At 74.5% G+C, this 13,959-nt stretch carries 15 protein-coding genes; 11 read left to right on the top strand and 4 right to left on the bottom strand.

The features are described from left to right. Window positions 1-19: 19 nt before the first annotated feature. From ACW69E_RS05045 to ACW69E_RS05030, 4 genes are all read right to left on the bottom strand, one after another. Window positions 20-1,390, bottom strand: coding sequence for a VanZ family protein (locus ACW69E_RS05045; RefSeq protein WP_457496950.1), 1,371 nt, complete (start codon window positions 1,388-1,390; stop codon window positions 20-22). Window positions 1,391-1,566: 176 nt separating this feature from the next. After that, complete coding sequence (locus ACW69E_RS05040; RefSeq protein ID WP_457496949.1) at window positions 1,567-2,643, bottom strand: hypothetical protein; 1,077 nt, start codon at window positions 2,641-2,643, stop codon at window positions 1,567-1,569. A 161-nt stretch (window positions 2,644-2,804) separates the two neighbouring features. Then, on the bottom strand, window positions 2,805-3,569 hold the full coding sequence (locus ACW69E_RS05035; RefSeq protein WP_457496948.1) for an ABC transporter permease: 765 nt from the start codon (window positions 3,567-3,569) through the stop codon (window positions 2,805-2,807). Further along, window positions 3,566-4,552 (bottom strand): ABC transporter ATP-binding protein, encoded by a 987-nt coding sequence (locus tag ACW69E_RS05030; RefSeq protein ID WP_457496947.1) that lies wholly within the window; start codon window positions 4,550-4,552, stop codon window positions 3,566-3,568. Before ACW69E_RS05030 ends, ACW69E_RS05035 begins: the two co-directional genes overlap by 4 nt. 455 nt (window positions 4,553-5,007) lie before the next feature. On the opposite strand from ACW69E_RS05030, the gene ACW69E_RS05025 reads away from it, so the two are divergent. The 11 genes from ACW69E_RS05025 (at window position 5,008) to ACW69E_RS04975 (ending at window position 13,914) form a co-directional block, all read left to right on the top strand. Beyond that, window positions 5,008-5,466 (top strand): RNA polymerase sigma factor, encoded by a 459-nt coding sequence (locus ACW69E_RS05025; protein WP_279950578.1) that lies wholly within the window; start codon window positions 5,008-5,010, stop codon window positions 5,464-5,466. Window positions 5,467-5,936: 470 nt separating this feature from the next. Next, a complete protein-coding gene (locus tag ACW69E_RS05020) occupies window positions 5,937-6,137 on the top strand; it encodes a hypothetical protein (RefSeq protein ID WP_457496946.1) in 201 nt (66 codons plus the stop codon). 249 nt (window positions 6,138-6,386) lie between these two features. Beyond that, on the top strand, window positions 6,387-6,566 hold the full coding sequence (locus ACW69E_RS05015; protein WP_093658995.1) for a hypothetical protein: 180 nt from the start codon (window positions 6,387-6,389) through the stop codon (window positions 6,564-6,566). A 205-nt stretch (window positions 6,567-6,771) separates the two neighbouring features. Next, complete coding sequence (locus ACW69E_RS05010) at window positions 6,772-7,608, top strand: hypothetical protein (RefSeq protein ID WP_457496945.1); 837 nt, start codon at window positions 6,772-6,774, stop codon at window positions 7,606-7,608. Further along, window positions 7,605-8,639, top strand: coding sequence for an alpha/beta fold hydrolase (locus ACW69E_RS05005; RefSeq protein ID WP_457496944.1), 1,035 nt, complete (start codon window positions 7,605-7,607; stop codon window positions 8,637-8,639). The genes ACW69E_RS05010 and ACW69E_RS05005 overlap by 4 nt, the downstream gene beginning before the upstream one ends. Further along, window positions 8,636-9,178 carry a hypothetical protein gene (locus ACW69E_RS05000; RefSeq protein WP_457496943.1) on the top strand — a complete coding sequence of 181 codons (543 nt, stop codon included), beginning with the start codon at window positions 8,636-8,638 and terminating at the stop codon, window positions 9,176-9,178. The genes ACW69E_RS05005 and ACW69E_RS05000 overlap by 4 nt, the downstream gene beginning before the upstream one ends. Further along, window positions 9,175-9,948, top strand: a complete 774-nt coding sequence (locus ACW69E_RS04995) for a class I SAM-dependent DNA methyltransferase (RefSeq protein ID WP_457496942.1) — start codon at window positions 9,175-9,177, stop codon at window positions 9,946-9,948. The genes ACW69E_RS05000 and ACW69E_RS04995 overlap by 4 nt, the downstream gene beginning before the upstream one ends. 16 nt (window positions 9,949-9,964) lie before the next feature. Continuing rightward, window positions 9,965-10,144, top strand: coding sequence for a hypothetical protein (locus tag ACW69E_RS04990; RefSeq protein WP_457496941.1), 180 nt, complete (start codon window positions 9,965-9,967; stop codon window positions 10,142-10,144). Beyond that, a complete protein-coding gene (locus ACW69E_RS04985; protein WP_457496940.1) occupies window positions 10,141-11,937 on the top strand; it encodes an ABC transporter ATP-binding protein in 1,797 nt (598 codons plus the stop codon). The genes ACW69E_RS04990 and ACW69E_RS04985 overlap by 4 nt, the downstream gene beginning before the upstream one ends. Beyond that, window positions 11,934-13,427, top strand: a complete 1,494-nt coding sequence (locus ACW69E_RS04980) for a phytoene desaturase family protein (RefSeq protein ID WP_457496939.1) — start codon at window positions 11,934-11,936, stop codon at window positions 13,425-13,427. The genes ACW69E_RS04985 and ACW69E_RS04980 overlap by 4 nt, the downstream gene beginning before the upstream one ends. Continuing rightward, the gene (locus tag ACW69E_RS04975) at window positions 13,420-13,914 is read left to right on the top strand and encodes a hypothetical protein (RefSeq protein WP_457496938.1); all 495 of its coding nucleotides are present in this window, start codon (window positions 13,420-13,422) and stop codon (window positions 13,912-13,914) included. Before ACW69E_RS04980 ends, ACW69E_RS04975 begins: the two co-directional genes overlap by 8 nt. Window positions 13,915-13,959: the final 45 nt, after the last annotated feature.

Raw genomic sequence — 13,959 nt, 5'->3', positions numbered from 1 at the left:
GGAACTCAGTGCCCGGTACTCACGGCAGGAACGGCTGGTACTGCCGTCCCAGTGAGGCGTCCCAGGTCTCGGCGGGGTGGGCCTCCCCCGTCACCGCGTCGACGGCGGCGGTGTGCGTCCAGGATCCCTCCCGCAGCGTCAGCAGCCAGTGGACCCGCCAGGCGCCCTCGTGCCGTACCGCCAGCAGCACGGGCTCGGCGCGTTCGGCGTCCCCGGCCCCTTGGGCGAGGTGCTTCCCGGCGATCTTCCACGCCCGCTCCTCCGGCACCGTCACCTCGGGCAGCCGGGGCGCCTCCACGTTCCGCGCCACCAGGCCGGTGAGCCGCCCCGCGGGCTCGACCAGGACGTCCAGCCGCTTCGGCAGCAGGACCTCTCCCCGTCGGCCGGTCCAGGTCACCCACCAGCCCGGGGTGCCGTCCCCGGCCTCCTCCGCCTTCTGCCGCTCGACCGCGACGCGGGAGCCCTCCAGGGCCCACGGCGCGTACCGCTCGGCGTAGCCGGTGGCTATGCGCTGGGCGTCCCCGGCCGTCCGCGCGGGGCCGGGAGCGCCGGGGACGGCGAAGGCGTGCCCCTCCTCCAGCTCGCCGGGGATCAGGTCCACCCTGAGGCCGTCCCGCTCCGGCCAGTCCACCTCGGCCCATCCCGAGGCGAAGTGCGCCGCCACGGTGCCCGTCTCCCCCTCGCCGCGTACGAAGCTCGCGGACCCGACGGAGTAGTGGCCGCCGAAGGCCTCCCGCAGCGCGGTCTCGACGGCCTCGCGCTGCTCCGCCGAGGCGGGGACGTCGCTCACCGTGTGCTCCACCACCGTCGGCGACACCCACAGCAGCCAGACCCCGCCCAGCAGCACCGCGCCCGCCCCCGTGGCGGCCAGGACGCGCCGGCCGGTGCGGGCGGGCAGGGCGGTCTCCCGGCTCCTTCCGGCGACGAGGAGCGCGCCCGCGGCGACGCCGGCCGCCGCGCCGGCGGCGTTCGCCACGAGGTCGCTGGTGTCGCACAGCCGCGCCACGAACGGGGCGGCGCCCTGGACGGTCTCCACCGCGGCGGAGGTCAGCAGGCCGAGGGCCAGCACGACCGCGGGGCGGCGGGTGGCGAGCGTCCCCAGCAGCCCGAAGGGCACGAACAGCCCCGCGTTGAGCCGCCCCTGGACCGTCCGGAACGGTTCCAGGACGTCCCTGTTGACGGTGCACACACCCGACACCCCGCTGCCGTGCGTGGTCCACAGGGTGAGGGCGACGACGCTCACCGCGGAGGCGGCCCACAGCGCGTGGAGGACGGGGCGCGGGAGGCCGCGCCGCCGGGCCCGGTACCAGACGGCCGCCGCGCAGGCGGTGGCCAGGAGGACCGCGAAGGCGACGAACCCCTCGTGGCCTCGGAAGACGGCGGTGAGCAAGACCGGGCCCCCCTCGGTCGCGCCCGGCCGCGCGGCCAGGCGCATGATCGTTCCGGCTCACCCTAGACCGCGCGGTTCGAACGGCCGGACGGTTCAAGCCACTTCGCGGAGCAGACGGTCCGGGCGGCGGTGGGGCGGCGGGGCGGCCGCTTCCGGGCGGGGCGCCCGGCGAGGGGTCAGGAGGAGCCGCCTCCGCGCCGCTTCGAGCGGCGCAGGGCGAGGAGGAGGGCGGCGCCCGCGCCGAGGGCGAGGACGAACCCGAGGATGCTCCCCTCTCCCCCGCCCTCCCCGGCCGCGTCGTCCCCGGCGGCGTCCGGCTCGCGGTCGTCCGCCTCGTCACCGGCCCCCTCACCGGTTTCGTCGCCGCCGGCCCGGCCCGGCTTCTCCTCGCGTGCGCTGTCGGGGAGTTGCTCCTCGGTCAGGGGCATCGGCTGCACGGGGCTGCGTTCGCCCTCCGTGCCGTACAGCAGGGTGCGGCCGTCCGGTGTGAAGGTCACCGACTCGCCCTGGCGCTGCACCGGCACCGTCAGCCGTCCCAGCTCCCTGGGCCTGCCGTCCTCCCAGGCGTACATGGTCCCGCCGAAGTAGCCGCGCACCGCCAGCCGGGTGCCGTCCGGGGAGAAGGCGGCGTCGGTGGCCCACAGGCCGATGTCCGCGACGCGGGTGAAGGTGGCGGTGCCGGAGGCCGGGAGCTCCTCCGGCCCTGCGTACAGGGCGCCGCCGTCCCTGTGCTTGCTGACGATGTACACCCGCCCGGTGACGGGGTGGACGGCCAGCGACTCGGCGTCGCGCGGGCCGTCGGCGTAGCGCACGGTGTGGCGGGTGACCTCGACGGTCTGGTCGGCCAGCTTCTCGGGCTCGGCGAAGCGGTAGATCCACACCTCGGGCCACCGGCCGCCGAAGTTGTCGCCGATGTCGCCGACGTACACGTCGCCGTCCGGGCCGACGGAGACGGCCTCGACGTCGCGCGGGGCGACGCCGGCCAGGGTGACGGTGGCGACCGTCTCGCCGGTGCGGCCGTCGATCGCGTAGACGTACGGTCCGTCGTCGCTGTCGTTGTGCGTCCAGTACACGCCGGGGTGGGCGCGGCCGGCCGCCAGGCCGCTGGACTCGGTGATCCGCTCGTCCTCGATGGTGAAGCCGTCGGCGGCGGGGTCGGCCGCCGAGGCCGCCCGGGCCTCCCCCGCCGCTCCGGTGGTCCCGGCCAGCACGATCACCGTCGCCGCGCCCAGGGCGCGCACAAGCCTCCGCATGGCCCCAAGCCTGCCATCTACGGGGGCGCCGTCCGCGCGTGCGCTCCCCGGGCGGGCGCCGGTCACCGTGCCGCCGGACGGTTGGGCCGGTTCCGGCCGTTCTCCCGTGCTCCCGTGCTCCCGTGCTCCCGGCGGAAGGCTCCCCGGCCGGCGGTGCCGCGTCAGGTGCGGGGCTCCCAGCGGAACCTGCGGAACGCCACCCAGGCGAACAGCGCCGCCCACACCGCGTCCAGCACGATCCGCACCGGCACCTCGGCCACCGAGAGCTGCCCGGTCCACCCGGAGCGGATCAGGTCGACGGTCGGGGAGAGCGGGGCGTACGCCAGTACGTCGCCGAGTGCGTCCGGCAGCACCTCGCGGGGGATGTAGACGCCCGAGACCAGCGGCAGGACGAAGATCGCCGGGAGGGTGGCGACCATCACCGACTCCACGGAGCGGCACAGCGCGGCCGTGGCGGCGGCCATCGCGGTCATCAGCGCGACCCCGGTGGCCAGCCCGGCGACGGCCGAGAGCGGCTGCCGGGGTGCCGCGCCGAACATCACCGACAGCACCACGGCCACCACGGCGATCTGGGCCACGGTGAGCGCGACGTACATCGAGGCGCCGCCGGCCAGGATCACCGGATCGGAGACCTCCCCGGTGCGCAGCCGCTTGAGGACGAGCTCCTCACGGCGGGCCACGTACAGGCCGGTGACGGAGGAGTACAGGGTGAAGATCAGCAGGATGCCAGCGGAGGTGGAGACCATCAGCGGGCCCGCGTCCACGCCGTGGGCGGCGAGGTCCATCTGCTCCTGCACCGAGCGCATGGCCACCAGCAGCATCAGCGGGACGGCGACCGCGAAGACGTAGTTGGCCCGGATCCGGTTGAACAGCTTCCACTCGATGCGGAACAGGGTCCTCATGTGCCGCAGTGCCAGGCCGTTCACGCTTCCTCCCCCTGCTTCGTCCCGACGCCGGCCGGCGTCCCCCCGTCCCGGTCGTCCTGGCCGTCCCGGCCGGCGATGCCGATGAAGGCCTCCTCCAGGGAGGCCGGCCGCGCGGTGAACCGCTCCAGCTCCACGCCCTTCTCCTCGGCCCAGGCCAGCAGCCGGGCGGCGTCCTTCTGGAGCTGCCCGGTGGTGATCGTCACCCGTCCGCCCCGCTCCTCCAGCGATGTGCCGCCGATGGGCAGGTCGCGCACCGTCCACCGGCCGTCCAAGCCGAACGACAGGGTGGAGGGGTGGTCGGCGACGATCTCGGCGACGGTGCCGGAGGCGGCGATACGGCCCCGGTGCATGATGGCCAGCCGGTCGGCCAGGGACTCGGCCTCCTCCAGGTAGTGCGTGGTGAGCAGGATCGTCGAGCCCCGCTCCCGCAGTTCCCCGATCAGCCGCCAGGTGGCGTGCCGTCCCTCGGCGTCCATGCCGGCGGTGGGCTCGTCGAGGAAGAGCACCTCGGGGCGGGAGAGGGTGGCGACGGCCAGGTCCAGGCGGCGCCTCTCCCCGCCGGAGAGGTTCTGCACCATCACGTCGCGGCGGTGGGAGAGCCCGGCGAGCTCCAGCGCCTGTGCGACGGGGCGGGGCCGGGAGGTCAGCTCGGCCCACATCTCCACGCTCTCCCGCACCGTCAGGTGCGAGATGAAGCCGCCCTCCTGGAGCATCGCGCCGGTGCGGGGGCGGATACGGGCCCGGTCGGCGACCGGGTCGAGGTTGCCGAAGAGGCGTACGCGCCCGCGGTGCGGGGCGGCCAGCCCCTCCAGCAGTTCGACGGTGGAGGTCTTGCCGGCGCCGTTGGTCCCCAGCAGGGCGAACAGCTGCCCGGGCGACACGGTGAAGCTCACCCCGCGCACGGCGTCGAACGTCCTCTTCCCGCGTCCGTAGCGGCGCCAGACGTCATGGGCGTGTATATGGCTGCTTTCCGCTTCCGGCATGCGTCCTTCCTCGGTGTGGGGAACCGGGGTGATCCTGTCATGAGGCGGTTCGGGTCCGCGTATATCCCGTGAATTCTTGGCCACGCCGCCGGGAAATTCAATACCATCGGATCCACCGGTCATCTCGCCCCAGTCGGCAGCGGTCCGAAAAATCCGCACTCGGCGACCGAAGTGAGGCTTACACCCGGAGGTCCGGGGGCGTTCGGCGGTAACCCTCAAATCTTGCTCAGATCGGTGTCCCGGCCGACCAAAGATTCGGCCGCGCGTGTCTACAGTTACCGCGCTGCGTGCGCCTGACCAACGCGCCACGCGCAGTACCAGTGCCACGGCCCTTCGCGAAGGGTCCTCGCCGGGGGAGCGTTTTGATGCCGAATGCCGATGTTCAGTGCGAGACGGACAGCGAGAGAGACAGCGGGAGCGGCGGTGGGAGAGACGGCGGGAGAGACGCGGAGGCATTGATCCGCGAACTGCTGCCGCTGCTGCGCAGCCGGGCCTCCCGGCTGCTGGGACAGGACGCCGACGACGCGGTGCAGACCGCGTGCCTCAAGCTGCTGAGGTCGTCCGACTCCTGGCTCTCCCATCCCAACCCCGCCGCGTACGCGGTCCGTGCGGTGACCACCGCGGCGTACGACCTGGCCGAGCGCCGGGCGAAGGACACCCCGGTCGACGAGTTCCCCGATCACGCCCACCCGGGCGACCCCATGGCGCAGCGGGAGGCCAGGTGGGAGGTGGGGCGGCTGCTGTCGGCCGTGCCGCGCAAGCAGGCCGCCGCGATCTTCCTCGTCGACGTCCAGGACTACACCATCGACGGGGCCGCCGCCGTGCTGGGCGTCCACCGGGGGACGGTCTCCCGGGCCCGGGCGCACGGGCTGCGGGCCATGCGGGGACTGGTCGGGCTGGCCGAGGCCTCCTGAGGGCGTCCGGGGAGGGTCCGGGGGCGGCGGTCCGGCGGCCCCGGAAAAATTCCCCGCCGGCCGGTCATACACGGGCGGCTCCCCGGGGGTTATCCAGACAGAAGCACGGTGGAGGCCCCCGGGAGGAACCGGGGCAGGGGCCGGGGCGGGCCGGCACGAAGGTCCGGAACACCGACCGCGCCCCGCGTCCCGGGCCGCCCCGGCCGGACTTCCGCCGCACTTCCGAGACCATTACGCAAAAGGGGAACAGAGGAAACGGAAACGGCCTCGAGAGGCTTCCGCAGGGCGCCACGGGATTTCCACCGTATCCCGTCGGCAGCCATACGGCGGTGATATCCCTTTCCGGCCGTCCGGTGATTCCCCCTGCCTCCGGGAGACCGGAGAAGAAGAATTCCCGAAGCATGCCCGGAAAGGCCGGCTGCGGGATGTCCGTAGAACCGAAACGATTCGTCTGAAAGGAGGGACAGCTCATGCTGATCCGGAAGGTGAACGCCGACACGTCCCTGCGCGGGACGCTGGAGCCCGGCGCACCCCTGGGCGGCGCCGCCCCGGTCATGGCCACCCCGGCGCTGATCGCGACCCCGGTGATCGCCAAGGCCGCCGGTGCCGTGGTCGGCGCCGGCGCGGTGACCGGTGCCGCCTACGTGGCGTACAAGACCGCCACCGGCTGATCCCGGTGAACCCGCCGAGCCGTCCACCGGCCCCGTCCCCCCTGCCGGAGTCCACGAGGCGTCCGGCGCCGATCGACGTACCCGGGGCCGTGGGCCCGGCGGTCCCCGGCGGCCGCTCTGCCGACGGCCGCCGGTGAGCACAGCCCCGCGTGCCCGGGACCGCTCCCGGGCCCCGGTTCCGGCGGGCAGTCGCGTTGCCCGCCGGAACCGGACCGCACTCCGATCTACCAGACCAGTGGAGGAAGCACCATGTCCGTGCTCGTCGAGAAGGTCAACGCCGGTGTCGGTCGTCCGGTCGAGGACGAGGCCGCCCCGGTGATGGCGACCCCGGCCGCGTTCGCCGCGGGCGTCGTGGCCGGCGCGAAGGCGTCCGCCATCCTCGTCGCCGCCGCGGGCGTCGGCGCCGCGGTCGCCAACGCCCAGAAGTAAGCACGAGGCGGGCCCGGAGGCCACCGGGCGCCGGCGGGGGGCTTCACGGGCCCGGGCCCCCCGCACCGGCCCGGCCCCCTCCGTCCGCCGTGCCCGCCCGCCGCTCCCCGGCCGATCCCCGGCCGTCCGCGGTCCGTTTCCGGTTCCGGCCGTCCCGCCCCGTTCCCACCCCGTCCCCCAACCGCCGCGCGATCAGGAGCAGATCATGCTGTCACGTCTCCGCAGGGCCGCGGAGTCGGCGTGTGCCAGGCCGCTCGCCACCGCCGAGCGGCTCTCCGCCGCCACGCACCTGCTGTCCAGCCTCGAGTACATGGTGCGCAAGACCGACCGGGAACCGGGCGGCCTGAACGACTGGACCCACACCAGGGCCCAGGTGCCGGCGAAGACGAAGGCGATGCAGAAGGTCAGGGACTTCGTCGCCCGCGAGCCGGTCACCCAGGCCCTCCACGGCTCCCGCGCCCTGGCGGCGGCGGTGCTCATCTCACCGGTGCGCAGCAACAGGGTGCGGATGCTCGCCAACGCCTATCTGGCCGGCAGCCAGCTGCTGATCTACCCCCGCCACCTGTTCGGCACCGACGGCTCCGATCAGGTCTCGTTCCTGGTGCAGACGGCCGCCGCGCTGGGCCGGGCGGGCGGCACCGACGCCACCCGCAACGCCGCGGTGCAGTTCATCGGCGCCCAGACCGTGCTGTCCTACGGCGCCTCCGGATGGGCCAAACTGCCCGGCGACGCCTGGCGTTCGGGCGACGCGCTGGTGAAGATCATGCGCACCCAGACCTACGGCGACGAGTGGTTCTTCAAGCAGCTCGACAGGTACCCGGCCGCCTCCCGGGCGATCTGCCACGCCGTGCTCGCCCTGGAGTGCGGCTTCCCGCTGCTGCTGCTGAGGAAGGGCCGGTACATCGACGCCGGTCTGCTGGTGATGGGCGCCTTCCACCTGGCCAACGCCCGCTTCATGGGCCTGTCCCGGTTCGCGTGGGCGTTCGCCTCCACCTATCCGTCCGTTCGGGCGCTGGCCCGGGGCACCGGGGAGGCGTCGTGACGGGGACGGCCTTCACCCGGCTGACCGCGGCCGGACTGGCGGCGTGCCTGGCCGCCGGACTCGCCCACCAGAACTACGCCACCGCCGTGTCGCGCACCGGCCACCGCGGTTTCGAGCGGCGCCGGGTGCGCTGCGGCACCGGCAACATCGTCGACTACCACGTGCGGCGCGGACGCGAGGGCGGCCCGGCCGTGGTGTGCGAGGCCGGTCTGATGAGCACCTCCGCCGCGTGGCTGCTGGTCGCCGACCACCTCGCCCCCGATGTGACGGTGCTGCTGTACGACCGGGCCGGGTACCGCGGTTCGCTGCGGCGCTGCCCGGAGGACTACTCGCTGAGCGAGTCGGTGAGCGATCTGACGGAGGTCCTCGCCGACGCGGCCGACGCCCGTCTGCTCGGCGGCGGGCCGTGCGTGCTGGCCGGCCACTCCCTGGGCGGCTACCTCGTCCACCGCGCCGCCGCGGCGGCGCCCGGGCGGGTGCACGGGCTGGTCCTGGTGGACCCCACCCACCCGCGCGAGCTGCTGCACTCGCGCCGCCAGCGCGAGGGCTCCCGGGGTGTGAACCTGACGATGAAGCTGGGCCCCTGGTCGGCCGTCTTCGGCGCCGGCCTGCTCATCGACAAGAAGGGCCTGTTCTCCTTCGCCGAGGGCAGCCCGTACCACCGCAAGCTGCGGCTGGAGGGCTCCGCCCCCTCCACCTGGCGCTCGGCGCGGCGTGAGTGGGACTACTCCTACGCGTTCATGCTCGACGGCGGCCGGCCCCTGGACCGGCTGGACGTGCCGGTCTCGGTCGTGGCGGCCGAGGGGACGGTGCGGGACACCCCCGAGCACCGGGAGCTGTACGAGGAGTACCTCGCCTCCGGCGCCGGCGGCCGCATCACCACCGTGCCCGGCTCCAACCACCTGTCGGTCCTCGGCGGCCCCGCGTGCGCACCGCACACCGCGCGGGCGATCGGGCGGGTCCTGGCGGAAGCCGCGGCCCGGCCCGCCGGGGAGACAGCCGGGAAGTCCGAGAGCGAGGAGGCGGCGTGAAGGCGTCAGCGGTACTGGAGCGCGCGGTCCCGGCGGTCCTCGCCGGCTGGTTCGTGGCGTCGGTGCTCAGCCAGCACCCCGACCGCAGCTACGACAAGCTGCGGAGCATGGACAAGACCGGCACCGGGATCCTCATCCCCAACTGGCGCTTCTTCGCGCCCAATCCGGCCGTCGAGGACCAGCACTTCCTGTACCGGCTGGCAAGCGAGGACAGAAGCGAGCACACCGAGTGGCGCGAGGTGTACTCCATCACGCCCCGGAAGATGGCCCACGCCTTCTGGTTCCCCGGCCGCCGCATGGAGAAGGCCGTCTTCGACGTGGCCTCCACCCTGGTCCACAACCCCGGCGCGATGACGCCGCTGCACCAGGAGGCCAAGAAGGCCGCCTACCGGCTGGTCGGCGACTTCGTCCGCAGGCGCATCACGCCCGAGCCCGGCTATCCGCTGTTCCAGGTGATGCTGGTGCGCTACTCCGGCTACGACCACAGCGAGGACCCCAAGTACGACATGGTCTTCGACTACGAGAGGGTGACCCCGTGAGCCAGGACGTCCGTGATGTCCCCGGTGTCCGCGACGTACGTGACGGAGGCGACGCCCGCGACGTGCAGTACGGCACGGCCGTGGCGTCCGTGTACGACTCGCTGATCGCGCCCGCCATGCCCGCCGAGGTCGCCGTCGAGCGCCTGCGCCCGTACGCGGCCGGCGCGCGGGTGCTGGAGGTCGGGGTGGGCACCGGCCGGGTGGCCGTGCCCGTCGCCGCCCTCGCCCGCGAGGTGGTCGGCGTGGACAACTCCCGCCCGATGCTGGATGAGTTCCGCGCCAAGGGCGTCCCGGCCAACGTGTCGCTGGTGGAGGCCGACTTCCGCCGGCCGCTGCCGCTTCAGGGCCGGTTCGGCGCCGCGTACTCCACCATGGGCTCCCTGGCCTGCGTCCGCTCCCGCGAGGAGCTGACCACCGCCCTCGCCCATGTGCGCGAGGTGCTGGAGCCCGGCGCGACGCTGTCGCTGGAGTACTACTCCACGGCCGTCTACCGGCCCCTGGTGGAGCTGGGCACCGTCACCGTGCCCATGCCGCACCACGGCGGCACCACCACCTTCACCACCACCGTCGACGACGCGGACGTGCTGACCATGGGCACCCTCGTGGAGAAGGACGGCGAGCCGCCTGTGGAGTTCTCCGAGCAGGTGCTGCTGATCGAGCGCGAGGAGGTCGAGGCCTGCCTGGCCCGCGCCGGGTTCGCCGTCCAGGAGGTGGTTCCGGCCGAGGAACTGCTGCCCTACGACTGGTACACCGCCCGCGGTGTCGCCTGAGAGGAGGTCAACGGCAGTGCTGACAGCGAGCCGTGCGGCGTGGTTCGGCGCCGCTTTCGTCTTCGCCCTGCCCGCCATGCTGACCATGTTCGGCGGCAGCGGGCTGACCCGCGGCACGGTGTGGCTCCAGAGCACCCTGTTCGCGGTGAGCATCGCCGCGGCCGTCGCGGTCGTCTTCGGCAGGGGGCCGTCGTGAACATATCCGCCATCGTCCGCCGCCACCGTCCGCTGCTCGGCGTCGGTGTGTTCCTGGGCCTGCTGGGCACGGCCGCGACCCTGCTGCAGCCGCTGCTGATCGGCGACCTGATCGAGGCCGTGGTGCTGGACGAGCCGACGGCCCGTCCGATCGCGCTGATCGCCGCGCTGTTCGCCGCCGACGCCCTGCTGGCCGCCACGCACTTCTATCTGATCGGGCGCGCGGGGGAGAACATCGTCCTGGACATGCGCACCACCCTCACCGGGCGGCTGCTGCACTCCCGGATCGCGGAGTTCGGCAGGCTGGAGCACGGTGACGTGTTCACCCGTACCGTCGCCGACACCTCCATCGCCCGGGTGGCGCTGTCCTCCTCCGTCGCGCAGATGATCACGGCCGGGTTCACCACCGTCGGCTGTATCGCCGTGATGGCCTGGATCGACTGGCGGATGCTGCTGGTCACCGCCGGCTGCCTGGGCGCCGCCTCGGCCGTCGCCCTGGGGCTGGCCCGCGCGGTGCGCCGGGTGGCGGTGGTCAACCGGGAGGACACCAGCGCCTACGGCTCCGGACTGCTGCGCGCCCTGGGCGCGCTGACCACCGTCAAGGCCTCCCGCGCCGAGGAGCGCGAGGCCGAGCGGCTGCGGGAGCTGGCCGACGCCGCGCGCGGCAGCGGCATCCACGTCACCCGGCTGTCGGCGATGCTGATGCCCGCCATGAACGTGGGCACCCAGGTGTCGCTGGCCGTGGTGATCGCCTGGGGCATGGCCCGTACCGCCACCGGGGAGCTGCCGGTGGAGGACCTGACCGCGTTCATCATGTACCTGTTCTATCTGGTGTCCCCGCTGGTGATGCTGTTCATGGCGCTCGGGGAGTTCCAGCAGGGGCGGGCCGCCATCGACCGGGTCAGGGAGCTGGCCGCCATCGGCCAGGAGACCGGGGACGAGGACGGCGGTGACCGGGACGGCGGCCGGGACGGCGCACCCGGCACCCCCTCCCCCGCCGCCTCCTCCGCGTCCGCACCCGCGCCCGGGTCCGGCGCCCGCGGCGAGGTCCCCGCGGTGGAGTTCGAGGATGTCGCCTTCGCCTACCCCGGCACCCCCGCGCCCGCCGTGGAGGGGATCTCGTTCTCCCTGCCCGCCACCGGGGTCACCGCGGTCGTCGGCCCGTCCGGCGCCGGGAAGACCACCCTCTTCCAGCTCATCGAGCGCTTCCACACCCCCGACCGGGGCACCGTCCGCGTCGCGGGCTCGGACGCCGCCGCCCTTCCGTTGGACGAACTGCGCTCCCGCATCGGCCTGGTGGAGCAGGAGGCGCCGCTGATGCGCGGCACCGTGCGGGAGAACCTGGTCTACGCCCGCCCCGACGCCACCGACGAGGAGATCGCCGAGGCCGTGGAGGCCGCCCACCTCGCCGACGTCGTCCAGGCCCTGCCCGACGGCCTGGAGACCGAACTCGGCGAGGGCGGCGCCGGCCTGTCCGGCGGCCAGCGCCAGCGCCTGGCCATCGCCCGCGCGCTGCTGGCCCGGCCCGACGTACTGCTGCTGGACGAGGCCACCTCCAACCTCGACTCCGACTCCGAGTCGGCGCTGCGGGCCGCCATCACCGGCGTCGGCGCCCGCTGCCAGGTGCTGACCATCGCCCACCGCATCTCCACCGTCGTCGACGCCGACCGGATCCTGGTGCTGGAGGGCGGGCGGCTGCGCGCCCGCGGCACCCACGCCGAGCTGATGGAGAGCGACGAGACCTACCGGCGGCTGGCCGGCCGGCAGCTCGCCCCGGCGGGAGCCGGGCGGTGACCGATCCCCTGGGCGGCGCGGCCCCCGACGCGGCGGTCGTGGGCACCGGCCCCAACGGGCTGGCCGCCGCGGTGACGCTGGCCCGCGCCGGGCTGCGGGTGGTGCTGTACGAGAAGGAGGAGACGATCGGCGGCGGCCTGCGCACCGAGCCGCTGTTCGACTCCGGCGTGGCGCACGACGTCTGCTCGGCCGTCCACCCGATGGCCGCCGCCTCCGCGTTCTTCCGCCGCTTCGACCTGCCCGCCCGCGGGGTGCGGCTGCTCCAGCCCGGCATCCCCTACGCCCACCCGCTGCCCCGGGGGCGGGCGGCGGCGGCCTGGCGCAGCCTGGAGACCACCGCCGAGCGCCTGGGCGTGGACGGGCCCCGCTGGAGAGGGCTGATGGCGCCGCTGGCCGACCGCAGCCGGGGCGTGGTGGACCTGCTGCTGTCCGGGCAGCGCTCCCTGCCGCGCGACCCGGTCGCCGCGCTGCGGCTGGCCCCCCGGGTGCTGGCCCACTCCACCGCGCGCGGCGGCCGGTTCGCCACCGAGGAGGCCGAGGCTCTGCTGGCCGGGGTCGCCGCCCACGCGGTGGGACGGCTGCCCTCCCCGGCCTCGGCCGCGGTGGCGATGCTGCTGGGCCACACCGCCCACAGCACCGGCTGGCCGCTGCCCGAGGGCGGCAGCGCCCGCATCGCCGAGGCCATGGCCGCCGACATCACCGCGCACGGCGGCGTCTTCCGCACCGGCCACCGCGTGCGCGACCTGGCCGAGCTCGGCGGCGCACCCCTGGTCCTGCTGGACGTCGGTCCACGGGAGTTCCTGGCCCTGGCCGGCCACCGGCTGCCCGGGCGCTACCGGCGCGCCCTGGAGCGCTTCCGCTACGGGCCCGGGGCGGCCAAGGCCGACTTCCTGGTCTCCGCCCCGATCCCCTGGCGCAACCCGCTGGTGGGCCGGGCCGGCACCGTCCACCTCGGCGGCACCCGCGACGACATCGTCCGGCAGGAGAACGCCACCGCCGCCGGACGCCCCACCGGGGAGCCGTTCGTGCTGGTGGTGGACCCGGCCGTCACCGACCCCTCGCGCGCGGCGGGCGGGCGGCGGCCGGTGTGGGCCTACGCCCACGTCCCCAACGGCGACCGGCGCGATCCGGTGGAGCTGGTGCGCCGCCGCATCGAGGAGTACGCGCCCGGCTTCACCGACACGATCGTCGCCTCCCGCGGCATCGCGGCCGCCGACTACGAGGCCTACAACCCCAACTACACCGGCGGCGACATCGGCGCCGGCGCCATGACCCTGCGCCAGTCCCTCGCCCGTCCCACCGTGCGCTGGAACCCGTACGCCACACCGCTGCGCGGGGTGTACCTGTGCTCGGCCGCCACCCCGCCGGGGCCGTCCGTGCACGGCATGTGCGGCCATCTCGCCGCGCTGGCCGCGCTCCGCCGCCACCACGGCCTGCGCAACCCGCCCGACCTGTCCCCCACCACTGCGAGGAGCCGATCCGATGCGTAGACGCACCCGGGCCGCGATCGCGGCCGCCGCCGCCCTGTTCGCCGCCGGCGCCCTGCCCGGCACAGCCGGTGCCGCCACGACGACGACGGCGGACACCGCCGCGGGCACCGCCACCACCGCCGCGGGCGCCACGGCCGCGTCCGCCCGCGTCCCCTGGTCGGTGCGGCACGGTTCGGCGTCCGCCTCCGGCGAGCGGTGGGTCGAGACGAGCGTCGCCGGGATCTTCCACACCCTGGTGATCCGGGGTGAGCTGACCGGCTCCGGCGAGGGCTGCCACTCGCTGTGGATCCGCTACACCCACGACCTGGCCCCGGCCCCGCCCCGCAAGTACGCCGAGGTGTGCGGCTCCGGAACCGTCCCCGTCGCCCTGCGGCACCAGTACCGCCCCACCACCAGCGGCTATCTGACCGTGTGCCGGGGAACCGATGACACCGGGGACTGCGCCGCCTGGCAGAACATCACCTGGTGGCCCGTCAACGGGGGATGACCACCGCCGAGAGGCGGCCGTCACCGAAGGAAGAGAAAGAGGGAG

This window comes from Streptomyces sp. SS8 (genome assembly GCF_054072955.1).
This window is presented reverse-complemented; position numbering and strand designations above follow the sequence as displayed.

Coding starts and splice junctions, on each gene's coding strand:
- ACW69E_RS05040 (WP_457496949.1), bottom strand. CDS start 2,643: ATGCGGAGGCTTGTGCGCGCCCTGGGCGCGGCGACGGTGATCGTGCTG.
- ACW69E_RS05030 (WP_457496947.1), bottom strand. CDS start 4,552: ATGCCGGAAGCGGAAAGCAGCCATATACACGCCCATGACGTCTGGCGC.
- ACW69E_RS05020 (WP_457496946.1), top strand. CDS start 5,937: ATGCTGATCCGGAAGGTGAACGCCGACACGTCCCTGCGCGGGACGCTG.
- ACW69E_RS05015 (WP_093658995.1), top strand. CDS start 6,387: ATGTCCGTGCTCGTCGAGAAGGTCAACGCCGGTGTCGGTCGTCCGGTC.
- ACW69E_RS05010 (WP_457496945.1), top strand. CDS start 6,772: ATGCTGTCACGTCTCCGCAGGGCCGCGGAGTCGGCGTGTGCCAGGCCG.
- ACW69E_RS04975 (WP_457496938.1), top strand. CDS start 13,420: ATGCGTAGACGCACCCGGGCCGCGATCGCGGCCGCCGCCGCCCTGTTC.